Origin of the sequence: Streptomyces sp. SDT5-1 (genome assembly GCF_052245995.1) — a bacterium.
Taxonomy (GTDB): domain Bacteria; phylum Actinomycetota; class Actinomycetes; order Streptomycetales; family Streptomycetaceae; genus Streptomyces.
On the sequence record NZ_CM125963.1, the window covers coordinates 1,294,426 to 1,311,035 of the forward strand.

13 protein-coding genes are annotated in these 16,610 nt (G+C 72.0%); 3 read left to right on the plus strand and 10 right to left on the minus strand.

Going from position 1 to position 16,610, the window contains the following annotated elements:
- The first annotated feature begins 37 nt into the window (after positions 1–37).
- Together ACTWJ8_RS06140 and ACTWJ8_RS06145 are read left to right on the plus strand one after the other, a co-directional pair.
- On the plus strand, positions 38–1,372 hold the full coding sequence (locus tag ACTWJ8_RS06140; protein ID WP_443263216.1) for a hypothetical protein: 1,335 nt from the start codon (positions 38–40) through the stop codon (positions 1,370–1,372).
- 62 nt (positions 1,373–1,434) lie between these two features.
- Positions 1,435–2,157, plus strand: coding sequence for a dienelactone hydrolase family protein (locus ACTWJ8_RS06145; protein WP_443263217.1), 723 nt, complete (start codon positions 1,435–1,437; stop codon positions 2,155–2,157).
- 42 nt (positions 2,158–2,199) lie between these two features.
- Here the strand turns inward: ACTWJ8_RS06145 and ACTWJ8_RS06150 are convergent, their stop codons facing one another.
- The 6 genes from ACTWJ8_RS06150 to ACTWJ8_RS06175 form a co-directional block, all read right to left on the minus strand.
- Entirely contained in the window at positions 2,200–4,161 is a 1,962-nt protein-coding gene (locus ACTWJ8_RS06150) for a M13 family metallopeptidase (protein WP_443263218.1), read from the minus strand.
- Between the two features lie 122 nt (positions 4,162–4,283).
- Positions 4,284–6,503, minus strand: coding sequence for an NADP-dependent isocitrate dehydrogenase (locus tag ACTWJ8_RS06155; RefSeq protein WP_443263219.1), 2,220 nt, complete (start codon positions 6,501–6,503; stop codon positions 4,284–4,286).
- 155 nt (positions 6,504–6,658) lie between these two features.
- Positions 6,659–7,360, minus strand: a complete 702-nt coding sequence (locus ACTWJ8_RS06160; RefSeq protein ID WP_443263220.1) for a hypothetical protein — start codon at positions 7,358–7,360, stop codon at positions 6,659–6,661.
- Between the two features lie 103 nt (positions 7,361–7,463).
- The gene (locus ACTWJ8_RS06165; RefSeq protein WP_443264821.1) at positions 7,464–8,498 is read right to left on the minus strand and encodes a PHP domain-containing protein; all 1,035 of its coding nucleotides are present in this window, start codon (positions 8,496–8,498) and stop codon (positions 7,464–7,466) included.
- A 91-nt stretch (positions 8,499–8,589) separates the two neighbouring features.
- Positions 8,590–9,210 (minus strand): DoxX family protein, encoded by a 621-nt coding sequence (locus ACTWJ8_RS06170; protein WP_443263222.1) that lies wholly within the window; start codon positions 9,208–9,210, stop codon positions 8,590–8,592.
- A 65-nt stretch (positions 9,211–9,275) separates the two neighbouring features.
- Complete coding sequence (locus ACTWJ8_RS06175; protein WP_443263224.1) at positions 9,276–9,770, minus strand: hypothetical protein; 495 nt, start codon at positions 9,768–9,770, stop codon at positions 9,276–9,278.
- Positions 9,771–9,989: 219 nt separating this feature from the next.
- Between ACTWJ8_RS06175 and ACTWJ8_RS06180 the strand changes: the two genes are divergently transcribed.
- Positions 9,990–11,378: an MFS transporter gene (locus ACTWJ8_RS06180; protein ID WP_356381466.1), complete on the plus strand. Its 1,389-nt coding sequence runs from the start codon at positions 9,990–9,992 to the stop codon at positions 11,376–11,378.
- Between the two features lie 97 nt (positions 11,379–11,475).
- Here the strand turns inward: ACTWJ8_RS06180 and ACTWJ8_RS06185 are convergent, their stop codons facing one another.
- From ACTWJ8_RS06185 to lnt, 4 genes are all read right to left on the minus strand, one after another.
- On the minus strand, positions 11,476–13,404 hold the full coding sequence (locus tag ACTWJ8_RS06185; protein ID WP_443263225.1) for a helix-turn-helix domain-containing protein: 1,929 nt from the start codon (positions 13,402–13,404) through the stop codon (positions 11,476–11,478).
- Positions 13,405–13,543: 139 nt separating this feature from the next.
- Positions 13,544–14,332 carry a 3-hydroxybutyrate dehydrogenase gene (locus ACTWJ8_RS06190; RefSeq protein WP_443263226.1) on the minus strand — a complete coding sequence of 263 codons (789 nt, stop codon included), beginning with the start codon at positions 14,330–14,332 and terminating at the stop codon, positions 13,544–13,546.
- Between the two features lie 55 nt (positions 14,333–14,387).
- On the minus strand, positions 14,388–14,867 hold the full coding sequence (locus tag ACTWJ8_RS06195) for an NUDIX hydrolase (protein WP_356381475.1): 480 nt from the start codon (positions 14,865–14,867) through the stop codon (positions 14,388–14,390).
- Positions 14,868–14,918: 51 nt separating this feature from the next.
- Positions 14,919–16,535, minus strand: a complete 1,617-nt coding sequence (lnt, locus tag ACTWJ8_RS06200) for an apolipoprotein N-acyltransferase (RefSeq protein WP_443263227.1) — start codon at positions 16,533–16,535, stop codon at positions 14,919–14,921.
- Positions 16,536–16,610 lie beyond the last annotated feature (75 nt).

Sequence of the window (16,610 nt, forward strand, 5' to 3'; positions counted from 1 at the left end):
TCAACCCGCACGTGCCCGATCACTCAGGAGTGCCTACGTGTCCGTAGCCATCGACTCGTCCGACGCCGCTGTCCAGTCCGGCGCCGAGGCCACCGCGGAGCCCGTGCCCGCGCCGGCCGTCGCCCCGGACGGCGCCGCCGCCGTGCCCGCGAACGAGGAGACGGCCGAGCCCGGGGACACCGCGAACATGTGGACCCCGCCGACCACCGCCGAGACCGAGGCGTCGGACGCCGAGGTCCCCGCCCCGGCCTCCGCCCCGCAGGACGCGTCCGACGACGCCTCCGGCAGCTTCTGGACCCCGCCCACCGAGGTCCCCGTGGTCGCCGACGCCGATGCCGACTCCGAGGCGGAGGCCGACGACGACCCCGCCCCCGGCGACGTACCGGAGGCCATCACCCGCGACGCCCACGAGTTCGGCGTCTACGCCCGCACCGGCGGCTGGGCCTTCGCCCTGAAGGTGGCCCGCAGCGTGCGCCCCGGCGGGCAGCCGGCCGGCGAGTCGTCGAAGGTCTCGGCGCGGAAGTTCGCCGAGCTGGCGGGCTGCTCGGCCGACCGCGTCATGCGCTTCTACAAGGCGTGGGACAGCGCGGCGGACGACGGCCTCGTCCCCCAGTTCGAGGCCCTCACGCCCGGCGAGGACGTCGAACTCCCCGAGGCCGACGTCTGGTTGTCGTACTACGTCTCCCGCAACAGCGCGACCTCGGTGCGCGGCCAGGCGATCACGGAGGCCGCCGAGGCCGAGGGCATCCGCCCGACGAAGGCCCTGGAGGTCGCGGAGAACCCGACGGCGCTGCGGGCCGCGATCCTCGCCGACCCCGGCACGGCGGAGGCCGCCCGCAAGGCGCTGATGGACCGCCTCGACGAGGACCCGGCGCTGCGCACGGGCCTGGCCCGCGACATCGTACGCACGGACGACCTGAAGAAGGCCGTCGCCGAGGAGACGAAGACCGGCGGCCAGCTGGAGTACGTCCGGAAGATCGCGGAGGAGGGCCAGGTCAAGACCCCCGCGGGCCAGACCATCGACGCCTCCCCCGAGCTGCGCGAGGAGGCCGAGCGGCACCTCTCCCTCATCGACGAGCTGGACGAGGACGAGGAGGCGGGCGAGTGGGCCCGCGAGGCGTACGACACCGTGCGCACCCTCGTCGCCGAGACCGTCGAGAAGGACCCCGAGCTGCGGGTCCAGGAGCGCCGCGCCAAGTTCTACAGCAGCCTCCAGAAGGCGACGAAGGCGTTCGAGGAGCTGACGTTCGACGACGTCGAGGAGATCGACGACATCGTCGAGGACGACATGCTCCAGCGTCTCGAGGAGCTTCAGGCCGCGATCGCCACGTGCATCACGGCGCTCCAGTCGGCGGCCCAGAAGAAGGACTGACCCGGCCCGACCGGCCCACCCGGCGCCACCGCGGGGCGCTCCGCGGTGGCATCGTGGGCCCCATGGCTGACACCCCCCGCACCCCCCGCTCCACGGGCCGCCCCGCGCACCAGAACATCACGTTCGAGAGCGGCGGCGGCACCGCCCACGGCTACCTCGCCCTGCCGGCCTCGGGACAGGGCCCCGGCGTCATCGTCATCCAGGAGTGGTGGGGCCTCACCGACCACATCGCCGATGTCGCGGACCGGCTCGCCGCCGAGGGCTTCGTGGCGCTCGCCCCCGACCTGTACGGCGGGAACGTGGCGCACGACTCCCAGGAAGCGTTCCGCATGATGCGGGAACTGCCGGTCGAGCGCGGCGTGGAACTGCTGTCCGGCGCGGTCGACTGCCTGCTCGCGCTCCCCCAGGTCACGACCGACACCGTGGGCGCGGTCGGCTTCTGCATGGGCGGCGGCTTCGTCCTCCACCTCGCGGCTGAGGACCCGCGGGTGAGCGCGGCCGTCCCGTTCTACGGCGTCATCCAGGGCGCGGTCCCCGACTTCTCCCGCCTGAAGGCGCGCGTCCTGGGCCACTACGGGGAGCGCGACGAGGCGATCCCGCCGGCCACCCTCGACGGACTGCGCGCCACGATCGAGGCCCAGTCGGGCATCACCCCCGACTTCCGCATGTACCCCGCGGACCACGCCTTCTTCAACGACGGCCGCCCCGAGGTCTACGACGAGACCGCGTCCCGCGCGGCGTGGGCGTCGACGGTCGACTTCCTGAAGTCGGCCCTCGCGCCGTAGGGCCGGACGGTCGCGACCGTCCGGCCCTGGCTCAGGAACGCCTCACCAGATCCGCACCCGATCCGCCGGGTCGACCCACAGTCCGTCCCCGACCGCCGTCGAGAACGCCTCGTGGAACTCGTCCAGGTTCCGCACGATGTTCGCCCGGAACTCCGGCGGCGAGTGCGGGTCGATGGTGAGGTACTGCTGCTCCTGCTCCTTGCGCCGCTTCGTGCGCCAGCAGTACGCCCAGTTCATGAACAGCCGCTGCGTGCCGGTGAGTTCACCGTCGCTCGGCACCTCCGCGTCACCGAGGGCGATCTTGTACGCGGTGTGGCCGATGGTCAGCCCGCCGAGGTCGCCGATGTTCTCGCCGACGGTCAGCGACCCGTTGACGAACTCGCCCGGCAGATTGCGCGGCGAGAACCCGTCGTACTGCTTGATGAGCGCCTTCGACTTGGCTTCAAAGGCGGCCTTGTCGGCCGCGGTCCACCAGTCGTTGAGGTTGCCCTGGCCGTCGTACTGGGCGCCCTGGTCGTCGAAGCCGTGTCCGATCTCGTGGCCGATGACCGCGCCGATGCCGCCGTAGTTCTCGGCCGCGTCGGCGTCCGGGGAGAAGAACGGCTTCTGGAGGATGCCCGCCGGGAAGCAGATCTCGTTCGTGCCCGGGTTGTAGTAGGCGTTCACGGTCTGCGGCAGCATGAACCACTCGTCGCGGTCGACCGGCGCGCCGATCTTCGCCATCTGCCGGTCGTGCTCGAAGGCATCGGCCGCGTACGCGTTGGCCAGCAGGTCGTCGGGGACGACGGTGAGGCCCGAGTAGTCGCGGAACTCGTCCGGGTAGCCGATCTTCGGCCGGAACGTGGCGAGCTTCTCGTACGCCCGCTCCTTCGTCTCGTCCGTCATCCAGTCGAGCCGGGAGATGGACTGCCGGTACGCCTCCAGGAGGTTGGCGACCAGCTCGTCCATGAGTGCCTTGGAGCGCGGCGGGAAGTGCCGGGCCACGTACTCCTTGCCGACGGCCTCGCCGATGGCACCCTCGACGAACGCGACACCGCGCTTCCAGCGGGCCCGCAGCTCCGGCGTGCCGTTCAGGGTGCGGCCGTAGAACTCGAAGTTGACGCGCACGAACGGCGACGACAGGTAAGGGGCGGCCGAGCGCAGCACGCGCGCGAGCAGCCAGTCGCGCCACTGCTCGATCGGCACCTCGGTGAGCACGGCTGACAGGTGGGTCAGGTACGAGGGCTGGCGCACGCACGACTCGGCGAGCGTCTCGTCCTTGCCGCCGAGCCCGGTGACGTAGCCCCGCCAGTCGAACGCCGGGGCGAGCGCGGTGAGTTCGTCGAAGGTGGTGAGGTTGTACGTCTTCTGTACGTCGCGGGTCTCCGCGCGCTCCCAGTGGCCCTCGGCGAGGCGGGTCTCGAGGGCGAGGACGGTGCGCGCGGCGGCGGCCGGGTCCGCGTGCTCGCCGAGCGTGAACAGCTCGGTCAGGTACGCCTCGTACTTCTCGCGGATCTCGGCGAACTTCTCTTCGCGGTAGTACGACTCGTCGGGCAGGCCGAGGCCGCCCTGGAGGATGTTGAAGAGGTAGCGGTCGGAGTTCTTGTCGTCGGTGTCGATGTAGGCGCCGAAGAGGCCGGAGCCGCCCTTGCGCTCGAAGCGGCCGAGGAATCCGGCCAGCTGCCGTACGTCGCCGAGCGCCGCCACCTCGTCGATCAGCGGGCGGACCGGATCGAGCCCGCGGGCCTCGACGGCGTCCTCGTCCATGAACGACGCGTACAGGTCGGCGATCTTGCGCGCCTCTTCCGCGTCCAGGCTCGTGGGCCCGCCGGCCGCGATCTCCTGAATGATGTCCTTGACCCGCTGCTCGGCCACGTCCACGAGCTCCACGAAGGGGCCCCAGCTGGAGCGGTCGTCGGGGATGGGCTCGGTCGCCAGCCACTGGCCGTTGACATGCCCGAAGAGATCGTCCTGCGGTCGGATCGCCGGGTCCATGCCCGGGCGTGCGTCATCCAGAGTGCTCATCAATGCACCCTACCCAGGTCAGGGCGTAGGAAGAGCGTCAAATACGGCGCCTTCCGCGCTCCGTGAACAGCTCCGCCCCGGTCGGCGCGGGCCGACCGGGGCGGAGCTGTCGGTGAACGGGATCAGGCGAGCGAGGCCAGCGCCTCGTTCAGGGTCTGCGACGGGCGCATGACCTTGTCGGCCTTGGCCGGGTCGGGCTGGTAGTAGCCGCCGATGTCGGCCGGGGAGCCCTGGACGGCGATCAGCTCGTCGACGATCTTCTGCTCGTTCGCGGCGAGCTTCTCGGCGAGCGGCGCGAAGGCCTTGGCCAGCTCGGCGTCCTCGGTCTGCTTGGCCAGCTCCTGGGCCCAGTACAGGGCGACGTAGAAGTGGCTGCCGCGGTTGTCGATGCCGCCGAGGCGACGGGTCGGCGACTTGTCCTCGTTGAGGAAGGTGCCGGTGGCGCGGTCCAGCGTCTCGCCGAGGACCTTCGCACGGGCGTTGTCCGTGGAGGTGGCGAGGTGCTCGAAGGAGACGGCCAGGGCGAGGAACTCACCGAGGGAGTCCCAGCGCAGGTAGTTCTCCTTGACGAGCTGCTGGACGTGCTTCGGGGCGGAGCCGCCGGCGCCCGTCTCGAAGAGGCCGCCGCCGTTCATCAGCGGGACGACCGACAGCATCTTGGCGCTGGTGCCCAGCTCCAGGATCGGGAAGAGGTCGGTCAGGTAGTCACGCAGCACGTTGCCGGTGACCGAGATGGTGTTGAGGCCCTGACGGATGCGCTCGACGGAGAGCTTCGTGGCGTCGACCGGGTTGAGGATCCGGATGTCCAGGCCCTCGGTGTCGAACTCCGGCAGGTACTGCTCGACCTTCTTGATCAGCTGGGCGTCGTGGGCGCGGCCCTCGTCCAGCCAGAACACGGCCGGGTCGCCGGTGGCGCGGGCGCGCGTGACGGCGAGCTTGACCCAGTCCTTGATCGGGGCGTCCTTGGTCTGGCAGGCGCGGAAGATGTCGCCCTCGGAGACCTGCTGCTCCAGGACGACGTCGCCGGCCTGGTTGACCACGCGGACGGTGCCGGAGTTCTTGATCTCGAAGGTCTTGTCGTGGGAGCCGTACTCCTCGGCCTTCTGCGCCATGAGGCCGACGTTCGGGACGGTGCCCATGGTCGACGGGTCGAAGGCGCCGTTGGCGCGGCAGTCGTCGATGACGGCCTGGTACACACCGGCGTACGAGGAGTCCGGGATCACCGCGAGGGTGTCCTGCTCCTGGTCGTCCTTGTTCCACATGTGGCCGGACGTGCGGATCATCGCCGGCATGGAGGCGTCGATGATGACGTCGGACGGCACGTGCAGATTGGTGATGCCGCGGTGCGAGTCGACCATGGCGAGATCCGGACCGGCGGCCAGCTCGGCGTCGAAGGAGGCCTTGATCTCGGCGCCGTTCGACAGCGACTCGAGGCCCTTGTAGATGCCGCCGAGGCCGTCGTTCGGGGTGAGGCCCGCGGCGGCCAGGTCGGCGCCGTAGCGGGCGAAGGTCTCCGGGAAGAAGGCGCGCACGACGTGACCGAAGATGATCGGGTCGGAGACCTTCATCATGGTGGCCTTCAGGTGCGCGGAGAACAGCACACCCTCTTCCTTCGCGCGGGCGATCTGCGCGGTGAGGAACTCGCGCAGCGGCGCGACGTGCAGCACGGAGGCGTCGACGACCTCGCCGGCGAGGACCGGTACGGACTCGCGCAGCACGGTGGTCGTGCCGTTGTCGGCGACGAGCTCGATCTTCAGCTTGTCGTCGGCCGGGATGACGGTGGACTTCTCGGTGGAGCGGAAGTCGTTCTCACCCATGGTGGCGACGTTGGTCTTGGAGTCGGCGCTCCAGGCACCCATGCGGTGCGGGTGGGCCTTGGCGTAGTTCTTCACCGAGGCGGGGGCGCGCCGGTCGGAGTTGCCCTCACGCAGGACCGGGTTCACGGCGGAGCCCTTGACCTTGTCGTAGCGGGCGCCGATCTCGCGCTCCTCGTCGGTCTTCGGCTCGTCCGGGTAGTCCGGCAGCGCGTATCCGTGCTCGCGCAGCTCTTCGATGGCGGCCTTGAGCTGCGAGACCGAGGCCGAGATGTTCGGCAGCTTGATGATGTTGGCCTGCGGCGTCTTGGCCAGCTCGCCGAGCTCGGCGAGGGCGTCCGGGACGCGCTGCTCCTCGGTCAGGTACTCCGGGAACTGGGCCAGGATGCGCCCGGCCAGGGAGATGTCACGGGTCTCGACGCCGACGCCGGCGGTGGACGCGTAAGCCTCGATGACCGGCAGGAAGGAATACGTCGCGAGGGCCGGGGCCTCGTCAGTGTGGGTGTAAATAATGGTCGAGTCAGTCACCGGGTGCTCCGCTTCCACGTCTTCCACGTCGTCTGCAGTCTTGTATCGGATTGCTCGACATCAAGATATCTCCTTCGGGGTGCGGATCCGAAAGGGGCCCGCTCGCCAAGATCGCGGCCGGCCGCCCGCGCGGGTCACTCCGGGACGCAGACGGGTCACTCCGGGACGCAGACGGTGAGCCATTCGGCGTCGCGGGGCCGGTATCCGTGGCGCTGCCGGAGGCCGGCCACGATCGCCGGTACGTGCCCGGCCCCGTAGACCACCGCGACCCGCAGCGCTTCCGCGTGGTGCCGGGCGTGGATCTCGTCGAGGGCGTCGAGCAGCCGCAGGTCACGGCGGTCGGTCATGGCGCGCGCCACCGGATCGTCGGCGATCAGCTCGGCGCGCAGTGTCGTCGGCAGGTCGTCGACCTCCAGGTCCTCGTCGAGGAAGGCGCGCGGTCCGCGCAGCGCGAACACGAGGCCCATGACGGGCGCCGCGAGCAGCATCAGGAGATACGTCGACCGGGGCAGCGCCTTGAGGTCCGCGACCGCCTCGGCGGCGGTCACGTCGGGGTGGCACACCGGCACGCCCGCCGGGAGCAGCAGGTCGTCGCTCTGTTCGCGCAGGCCGTTGCGGCTCCTGCGTGGGGCGAACCGGTACGCGAGGGTGAGCGTGCTCGCGGCGGCCGACCTGCCGCGGATGCCCTCCATGACGACGAGGTCGCACGCGGCGAGGCGCAGCCGGACCTGCTTGTAGAAGGTCGGCGACGCGATGTGGAGCATCGGGAAGACGACGAATTCCATGGGTGTGCCGCGGCGCCGCAGTGTGATCACGGCGGAGCGGACGGCGTATCCGGTCACCTCGATGATCTGCATGGCGCCCCCGTGGCCGGCCGATATCGATACCGGTGACACGCGGCCGACCGTGGGTTCGGTTCCGTTCTTCGGGCCCTTGTGGAGATGGAGCGGCGGGGTCCGGCTACGCGGGGTGCCCGGCGTGGCCTCCGCTCCACTCGAGCAGCCGTTCCACCGGCCACGTGGTCACCACCCGCTCCGCGGGAACCCCGCAGTCCTCGGCGCGGGCGCAGCCGAAGAGCTGCCAGTCGAGCTGGCCGGGCGCGTGCGCGTCGGTGTCGATCGCGAACAGCGTGCCCGCCTCGACCGCCTTGCGGAGCAGCCGCCGGGGCGGGTCGAGGCGTTCGGGGCGGCTGTTGATCTCCACCGCGGTGCCCGCGGCCGCGCACGCCGCGAACACCTCGTCGGCGTCGAACTGCGACTCGGGCCGGCCCCTGCCGGTGACGAGGCGGCCGGTGCAGTGCCCCAGGATGTCGGCGTGCGGATTGCCGACGGCGGCCACCATGCGCCGGGTCATCGCGGCGGCGTCCATCCGCAGCTTGGAGTGGACGGACACGACCACCACGTCCAGGCGTTCCAGGAGTTCCGGCTCCTGGTCGAGCGAACCGTCGTCGAGGATGTCGCACTCGATCCCGGTCAGCAGCCGGAACGGCGCCCAGGCCTCGTTCAGCTCCGCCACCACGTCCAACTGCTCCCGCAGCCGCTCCGGCGAAAGCCCCCGGGCCACGGTCAGCCGCGGCGAGTGGTCGGTGAGCACCGCCCACTCGTGACCGATGTCCCGGGCGGCGCGGCCCATCTCCTCGATGGGGCTGCCGCCGTCCGACCAGTCGGAGTGCAGATGGCAGTCGCCGCGCAGCAGAGCCCGCAGCGCCACGCCCGCCTCCCCCTCCACCGGCACGGTGCGGGCCAGTTCCTCCTCCAGGTGCGTGAGGTACTCGGGCACCTGCCCCGCGGCGGCCTGCCGGATGACGGCGGCGGTCTTGGGGCCGATGCCCTTGAGCTGCTCCAGGGAGCCCGCGTCGATCCGCCGCGCGACCTCGGCGTCGCCCAGCTCCGTGACCACGCTCGCGGCGGTGCGGAAGGCGCGCACCCGGTAGGTCGGCGCGCCGTCCCGCTCCAGCAGGAACGCGATCCGCTCCAGCGCCCGCACGGGCTCCATCGCCACCTCCGGCCGGCTCGGCATCCGCCTCCAGCCTGCCGCAGGACCCGCGGCCCGGCATCCGTGCGTCTGCGCGGACGCCCGCCGGGGCTCAGAGGTGCTTGTCGAGCGCCTGCTGGGCCTGCCCCGGGAGCGCCCGCACGTGGTCGGCGGCGTCACGCACGCTCTTGCCGGCCGTGTGGGCCGAGCCGCGCACGCTCTTCGTGGCGGCCTCCGTCGTGCCCCGCAGCGTCCGGCGCGCGTCGCGTCGTGCCCGGCGGGCCGACCCGCGTCCGGACGCGGCGGCGCCACGGACCCGGTAGGCGGCGGACGGCTTGCCGTGCGTGTCGGCCGCCGTGATGAGCAGGCCGCCCATCAGCGACAGGTTCTTCAGGAAGTGGGTGCGCTGCTGGGCGCGCCGCTCGGGATCCTCCTCCTTCCACCAGGCGTGACCCGCCAACGTCGTCGGTACGAGCGTCCCGGCGAGCGCCAGCGCCGCGAGGCGCGGCATCACCCCGGCGGCGAGCAGGAGCCCGGCCCCGATGTGCACGGCGCCGTTGATCCTGACCAGCTGCTCCGGGTCCTCCGGAAGCCGGGGCACGCGGGAGGCCACGGGGACCGCCACCGGCTCGGCCGCCGGCGCCACGTGCTCCGGGGCGCGAACGGTGGACAGCCCACCGGCCACGAACGCGGAGGCGAGCATCGGACGTGCGCATTTCCTCAGTACAGCCATGCGTCACCGCGTTCCCCGACTGCGCGCGGTCAGTCCAGCTCGGTCCAGGATCGTGCCGACATCCGTCAGTGGCGGCCTCCGGCCCGGCGCCCCGCGGCGTACGACGCGGCACCGACGGCGGTGACCCCGGCTCCGACGCCCATCACCAGCGCCTTCCGGTGCGCCAGCGCCGTCCAGGCCGTCCTGGCCACGGTCGCCACCTGCCCGGTCGCCGCGGCGGCGGTCTCCTGCGCGGTCGATGCCACCTCCCCGGCCTTGGCCCCCGCCTTCCCGGCCTTGGCACCTGCCGTCTCGGCGACGTCGCCCGCCTTCCCGACTGCGTCACTCGCCTTCCCGACTGCGTCACTCGCCTTCCCGACGGCGTCGCCCGCCTTCGAGGCGGCGTCGCTCGTCTTCTGGGCGGCGTCGCTCGTCTTCGAGGCGGCGTCGCTCACGGGAGCCGTCGCCTTGTCGGCGCCCGCGCGTGCCCGGGCAGCGGTCTTCCGCTGCGTCGTCCCGTCCTGCTGATCCGTTCCCTTGTTCGTTCCCTTGCTCGTTCCCTTGCTCGTTTCACCACTCATGACTCCCGGTTAGCCCTCAACGGTCGCCACAAACCCGCACCGCGCCCCCAACTCCTCTCCGCCGCCTCGCACTTCTGCGCTCCTTCCGTCCTCCTTCCGTGTTCAGCGGCCACAGTCCGCGGCGAAAGTATGGTGTCCCGCCACATGTGCCGCTGACCTGCGTGTTCCTACCTTGTGCCAGCACGTACCCGTCCCCACCAACGCCTGGAAGTGGTCCACATGGCCTCCGCAGCAACCGCTCCGCCAACACCCGGACACCTCAAGCGCATTGTCGCGGCGAGTCTCATCGGCACCACGATCGAGTGGTACGACTTCTTCCTCTACGGCAGCGCCGCCGCGCTGGTCTTCAACCAGCTCTTCTTCCCCGACTCCGACCCGCTCGTCGGCACCCTCCTCTCCTTTCTGACGTACGCCGTCGGCTTCGCGGCCCGCCCGCTCGGCGCGCTCGTCTTCGGGCACTACGGCGACCGGCTCGGCCGCAAGAAGCTGCTGGTGGTGAGCCTGCTGATGATGGGTGGTGCCACCTTCGCCATCGGTCTGTTGCCGACCCACGCCACCGTCGGCACCGCCGCGCCCGTGCTGCTCACGGTGCTCCGCCTCGTCCAGGGCTTCGCGCTCGGCGGCGAGTGGGGCGGCGCCGTGCTCCTGGTGTCCGAGCACGGTGACGCGCGGCGCCGCGGCTTCTGGGCGTCCTGGCCGCAGACCGGCGCGCCCGCGGGCCAACTCCTCGCGACCGGCGTCCTCTCGGCCCTGACCGCGCTGATCTCCGACTCCGCGTTCACCGACTGGGGTTGGCGGATCCCGTTCCTCCTCTCCGGCGTGCTGGTCCTGGTCGGTCTGTGGATACGTCTGTCCGTCGATGAATCCCCCGTCTTCAAGGAGGCGTTGGCCCGCGCCGAGGCCCGCAAGGCCGCAGCTGACACCGTGGAGAAGATGCCGCTGGTCGCCGTCCTTAGGCACCACTGGCGCGATGTCCTGGTCGCCATCGGCGCCCGCATGGCCGAGAACATCAGCTACTACGTCATCACCGCCTTCATCCTCGTGTACGCGACCACGTCGGCCGGTGTCTCGAAGCAGACCGCGCTGAACGCCGTCCTCATCGCGTCCGCCGTGCACTTCGCCGTGATCCCCGCCTGGGGCGCCCTCTCCGACCGGATCGGCCGCAGGCCCGTCTACCTGCTGGGCGCTGCCGGCGTCGGCCTGTGGATGTTCCCGTTCTTCTCCCTCATCGACTCGGCGGACTTCGGTGCCCTCCTCCTCGCCGTGACCGTCGGCCTGGTGCTGCACGGCGCCATGTACGCGCCGCAGGCCGCCTTCTTCTCCGAGATGTTCGCGACGCGGATGCGCTACTCCGGAGCCTCGATCGGCGCGCAGTTCGCCTCGGTGGCGGCGGGCGCGCCCGCGCCGCTCATCGCGACGGCCCTGCTGTCCGCGTACGACTCCTCCACGCCGATCTCCCTGTACGTCATCGCGGCCGCGCTCCTCACGCTGATCGCCGTCGGCGTGGCCAAGGAGACCCGGCACCGCGACCTTGCTGACATCGACGCAGGGGACACCGGCGAGGGGGCGGCGGACGGCGACCGGTCCGCGAAGGTCCACCGCGTCTGACCGCCCCCGGTCTGCCCGGACTGCCCGGCCGGGATCTACCCGGCCACGCCTGCCCCCGCCCGGCCCCGTCCGGCCCCGTCCGCCCTCGCGGACGGGGTCAGGCCATGTCCGGGCCCGCCAACCGGTGCAGCCGCAGAGCGAGTTGTATCTCCAGGGCTCGCTCCGGCGTCTGCCAGTCCTCGCCGAGGAGCCTGCCGATCCGCTCCAGGCGCTGCGCGACCGTGTTCACGTGCACGTGCAGCGCGTCCTTCGTGCGGGCCGGGCTCATGCCGGACGCGAAGTAGGCGTCGAGCGTGCGCAGCAGGTCGGTGCCTCTGCGCTCGTCGTAGGTGACCACTTCGCCGATGGTGCGGGAGACGAAGCCCGCGACGTCCCGGCTGTCCGCGAGCAGCAGCCCGAGGAACCCGAAGTCCTCGGCCGCCGCGCCCTGCCCGGTTCTGCCGAGCAGCCGCAGCGCGTCGAGGCAGCGGTGCGCCTCCGCGTAGGCGGCGCCCGCCCGCTCGGTCCGCTCGGCCAGGCCGCCGACCGGGGCAGAGGCGCCGACGGTGACGCTCTCGTGGATCGCGTCGGAGAGCCGGCCCGCGACGTGCGCCGCCAGCGCCGAGGCTTCGGTGGCGCCGGCGGGCAGCAGCAGGACCGTGCCGCCGTCCCGCGCGGCGGCCAGGCCGTGTCTCGTCGCCGCGAGATGGTTGGCAGCCGACCACAGGCGCCGGCGCGCGGCGGCCTCCTGCTCGGCGTCACCCGTGCTCTCCGGGCGGGCGGCGAGCACCACATGGGTCGCGTCGAGGTCGGCGTGGAGCCGCTCCGCCCGCTCCCGCAGCAGCCGCGGGTCGCGGTCCCGGCCGTCGAGCAGGTCGTCAAGGAGTTCGCCGCGCACCCGCTGCTCGGCGTCGGCGGCGGACCGCCGGGCGAGCAGCAGCAGCGAGGTGACCATGGCGGCGCGCTCCAGGGTGCGCTGGTCGACCGGGTCGAGGCCGGGGTGGCCGCGCAGCACGAGGGCTCCGAGCAGCTCACCGCCCGCGGCGACGGCCGCCACCCAGTCGTCCCGGTGCCGCACCGCGTGGCCGTCGGCGCGGGACGCCTCCAGGGCGCGGGCGGGCGCCGCCTCGGCGTCGGTGAACTCCACGGTGCCGTCGAGGACTTGGGAGACGGCCGCGGCCACGTCGTGCACTCCCCCGCCGCGCAGCACGAGCTCGGCGAGCCGGTCGTGCACGTCGGATGCGCGCTCGATGACGCCGCTGCGGTCTCTGATGATCTCGTTGGCCCGCTCCAGCTCGCCGAGCGCCTGCCGGGTCTCGGTGAGCAGGTTCGCGGTGTCGATGGCCGCCGCCGCGAGCGCCGCGAACGAGCCGAGGAGCGCGATCTCCTCGCGCTCGAAGACCCGTGCGCGCCGGTCGGAGGCGAAGAGCACGCCGATCACCTGCGCCCCGAGCATGAGCGGCACGCCGAGGATGGCGACGAGCCCCTCGTCCCCCACGCCCGCGTCGATGGTGCGGGTGTGCTGGAAGCGCACGTCCTGCCCGTAGTTGTCGGTGACGTACGGGCGGGCCGTCTGCGCGACGAGGCCGCCGAGGCCCTCGCCCATGCCGAGGCGCAGCTGCTGGAAGCGCGCCGCGACGGAGCCCTCGGTGACCCGCATGTAGGTGTCGCCTCTGACCGGGTCGTTGAGCGTCAGGTAGGCGACGTCGGTGCCGAGCAGGGAGCGGGCCCGCTGGACGATGGCCTGGAGCACCGCGTCCAGATCGCGCAGGCCCGCGAGATCGTGGGCGGTCTCGAAGAGCGCGGACAGCTCTGCCTCGCGGCGTCGCCTGCCCTCCATCTCCGCGCGGACGCGCAGCGCGAGCGCCTTGGCCGCTTCAAGTGCCGCTATCCGCTCCGGCGCGGCGCCCTCGGCCCGGGCGAGCAGCACGGGCTGTTCGTAGGCATCGGCGGAGGCGCCCCTGGCGAGCAGCTCCAGGAACGGGGCCTGCGGGTCCTCGGTGGTCACCGGGCCGGAGGCGGCGGATGAGTGCGGTTGGCGCGACATGCAGAACAGGATTACCCGTCGGGCGGTCGGGCCTGCCAGCCCTGTGGACAACTCGGACCGTCACGGAATCGCCGTCACCCGGCCGGGGGACCCCGATCCCGGATGAAAGCACCCATAGCCTGGCAAACGGCGGGCGAGGTCAGTGGGCGGACCAGCCGCCGTCGAGCACGAGGGACGTGCCGGTCATGAACGAGGCCTGCGGCGTGCACAGGTACGCGACGGCCTCGGCGACCTCGGCGGGTTCGATGAGCCGCTTGATGGCGCTGTCCTGGAGCATCACCTCGCCGAGCACCCGCTCCTCCGGGATGCCGTGGGCCGCGGCCTGGTCGGCGACCTGCTGCTCGACGAGCGGCGTGCGCACATAGCCGGGGTTCACGCAGTTCGAGGTGACGCCGTGCGCCGCGCCCTCCAGCGCCGCCGTCTTCGACAGGCCCTCGAGGCCGTGCTTGGCGGCGACGTACGCGGACTTGTAGGCGGAGGCCCGCAGCCCGTGCACCGACGACACGTTCACGATGCGGCCCCACCCCTGCCCGTACATGTGCGGCAGCGCGCCGCGCAGCAGGCGGAACGGGGCCTCCAGCATCACGGTCAGCACCGTGTGGAAGACCTCGGGCGGGAACTCCTCGATGGGCCGCACCAGCTGAATGCCCGCGTTGTTCACGAGCACGTCGGTGCCGGCCGCCGCCTCCTCCGCCGCGTCGAGGTCGGTCAGGTCGAGGACGTACGGCTCGACGCCGTCGGCCTCGCCCGCCAGCGCCGCGAGCCCCTCCGCGTCCCGGTCCACCGCCCTGACCTTCGCACCCGCCGCGGCGAGGCGCAGGGCGCAGGCCCGGCCGATGCCGCTGGCGGCGCCGGTGACGAGGGCGGTGCGCCCGCCGAGGTCCAGCTCGGGGGCGGTGGGTGCGGTCAGCGGAGTGTGCGGCGTCATGACTGGCACCCTAGGCAGCCGACCCACGCCACCCGATGTGGGCAGCACCCATAGTTCAGCGCTCGGTCATGGTCTCGAACCATGTGGGTCCCTCCGACTGCGCCTGCTTGATCCGGAACAGCGAGAACTCGTCGAGCGGCGGCAGCGCGTCCAGGGCGAACCAGGCGACGTCGAGCGACTCGTCGTCGTTGACGCGTGCCTCGCCGCCGGTGGCACGGCAGCGGAAGGAGGTGTCCATGAACTGGCAGCGGTCGCCGTTGGGGTACGTGATCGGCTGCAGGGCCTGGACCAGCACGACCCGCTCGACGACGCACTCGACGCCGGTCTCCTCGAACACCTCGCGTGCGGCGACGTCGGCCGGCTGCTCGCCCGGCTCGGGGATCCCGCCGATGATCGACCACTTGCCGGTGTCCGCGCGCCGGCCGAGCAGCACCCGGTCCTCGTCGTCGAAGACGACGGCACTGACTCCCGGCAGAAGCAGCAGCTGGTGGCCCGCGGAAGCCCGGATCGTACGGATGAATTCAGGAGTCGCCATGCCCGCGACCCTACCTGTACGGCGCAACGAACCGGCTGGCCAGCGCCGCCGTCAGCCCTCCGAGCGACGTCCCGCGCGCGAGCGCGTGAAGGCCCATCCGAGGCCTCCCACGCCGATGACCACCAGCAGCGTCTCGGGCCAGGCGCCCACGCGCGTGGCGAGCGTCTGCGAGGTGCGCTTGGGGACGTCGGCGAGCAGCGTGGCCGGTTCGAACATGCCGGTCTGCTGCTCGATGGAGCCGTCAGCGCGGATCACGGCGCTGACCCCGCTGGTGACCGGGACCATCACGGACCGGCCGTGCTCGACGGCCCGCACCCGGTCCATGGCGAGCTGCTGGTAGGTCATCTGGCTGCGCTCGAACGTCGCGTTGTTGCTCGGCACCGACAGGATCTGCGCGCCCTCGCGGACCTGGTCGCGCACGGTGTCGTCGAACGCGGCCTCGTAGCAGGTGATGTTGCCGATCTTCGTGCCCGCCATGTCGAAGACGACGGGCTTCTTGCCGGGCACGAAGTTGCCCGCGCGGTCGACGTCCTTGCTGAAGATCCGGAAGAAGCTGCGGTACGGCATGTACTCGCCGAAGGGCTGAAGGTGCCGCTTGTCGTACACCGCGCCGGGACCGGTCTTGGGGTCCCACTGGATGAGCCGGTTACGGGGCGTCCCGTCCTTGGCGGTGACGACGGCGCCCACGGAGATGGGCACGCCGACGGCCTGGGCGGCCTTGGTGATCTCGTCGTACGCGTCCTGGTTGACGTACGGGTCGATGTCCGAGGAGTTCTCCGGCCACAGCACCAGGTCGGGGCGCTTCACCTCGCCCGACTTGATCTTCGCGGCGAGCTTCATGGTCTCGCGCACGTGGTAGTCGAGGACGGCGCGGCGCTGGGCGTTGAAGTCGAGGCCCATCCGCGGGACGTTGCCCTGGATGAGGGCCACGCGCGCGGTGCCGGCCTCCGCGCCGGTCGCGACGAACGGCATGGCGACCGCTCCGGCGACGACGGGGGCGACGGTGAACGCGGCAGCGGCCGCGACGCCCTTGTCCTTCAGGAAGGCCGCGCCCTTGAGCGGCGGCACCTCGTGGCGGGCCTTCCTGACGCGCAGGACGAGCGAGCCCAGTCCGAAGCCGCACAGCACCACGCCGAAGCCCAGGAGCGGCGTGCCGCCCCACGAGGCCAGCGGCAGGAACACACCGCTGGGCTGCCCGAACGCGACCTTCCCCCACGGGAACCCGCCGAACGGCGCCCGCGCGCGCAGCGCCTCGGAGGCGATCCACACCCCGCCGGCCCACAGCGGCCACAGCGGCAGCCGCGCCACGTAGGCGATGCCCATGCCCGCGAGTGACACGAGGAGCGCCTCGGCGGCGGCGAGCGCCAGCCACGGCAGCGGGCCGACGTCGACGCCGGTCCAGGAGAGCAGCGGCACCAGGTAGGCGAGCCCGAAGGCGAGGCCGAGCCCGAAGCCCGCGCGCAGCCGCCGCCCGTGCACGGCCAGGCCGAACAGCGCGAAGGAGATCGGCGCGAGCCACGGCAGCTCGCGCGGCGGGAAGCTGACGTAGAGCAGCAGCCCGGCGATCACCGCGAGCGCGAGAGGCACGAGCCGCCGCAGGTGGGAGCGGCGCCCGGGGTGCTCTGCGGGCTCGTCCGACGGGGCTACGGGAGGTGCGGTGGCGGTCACTCGGGGAGTGTACGGCGCGTCACTGTCAGGCCGACATGACGGTCCGCACGCTCCTGGGACCCGTCTCCGGTCCCC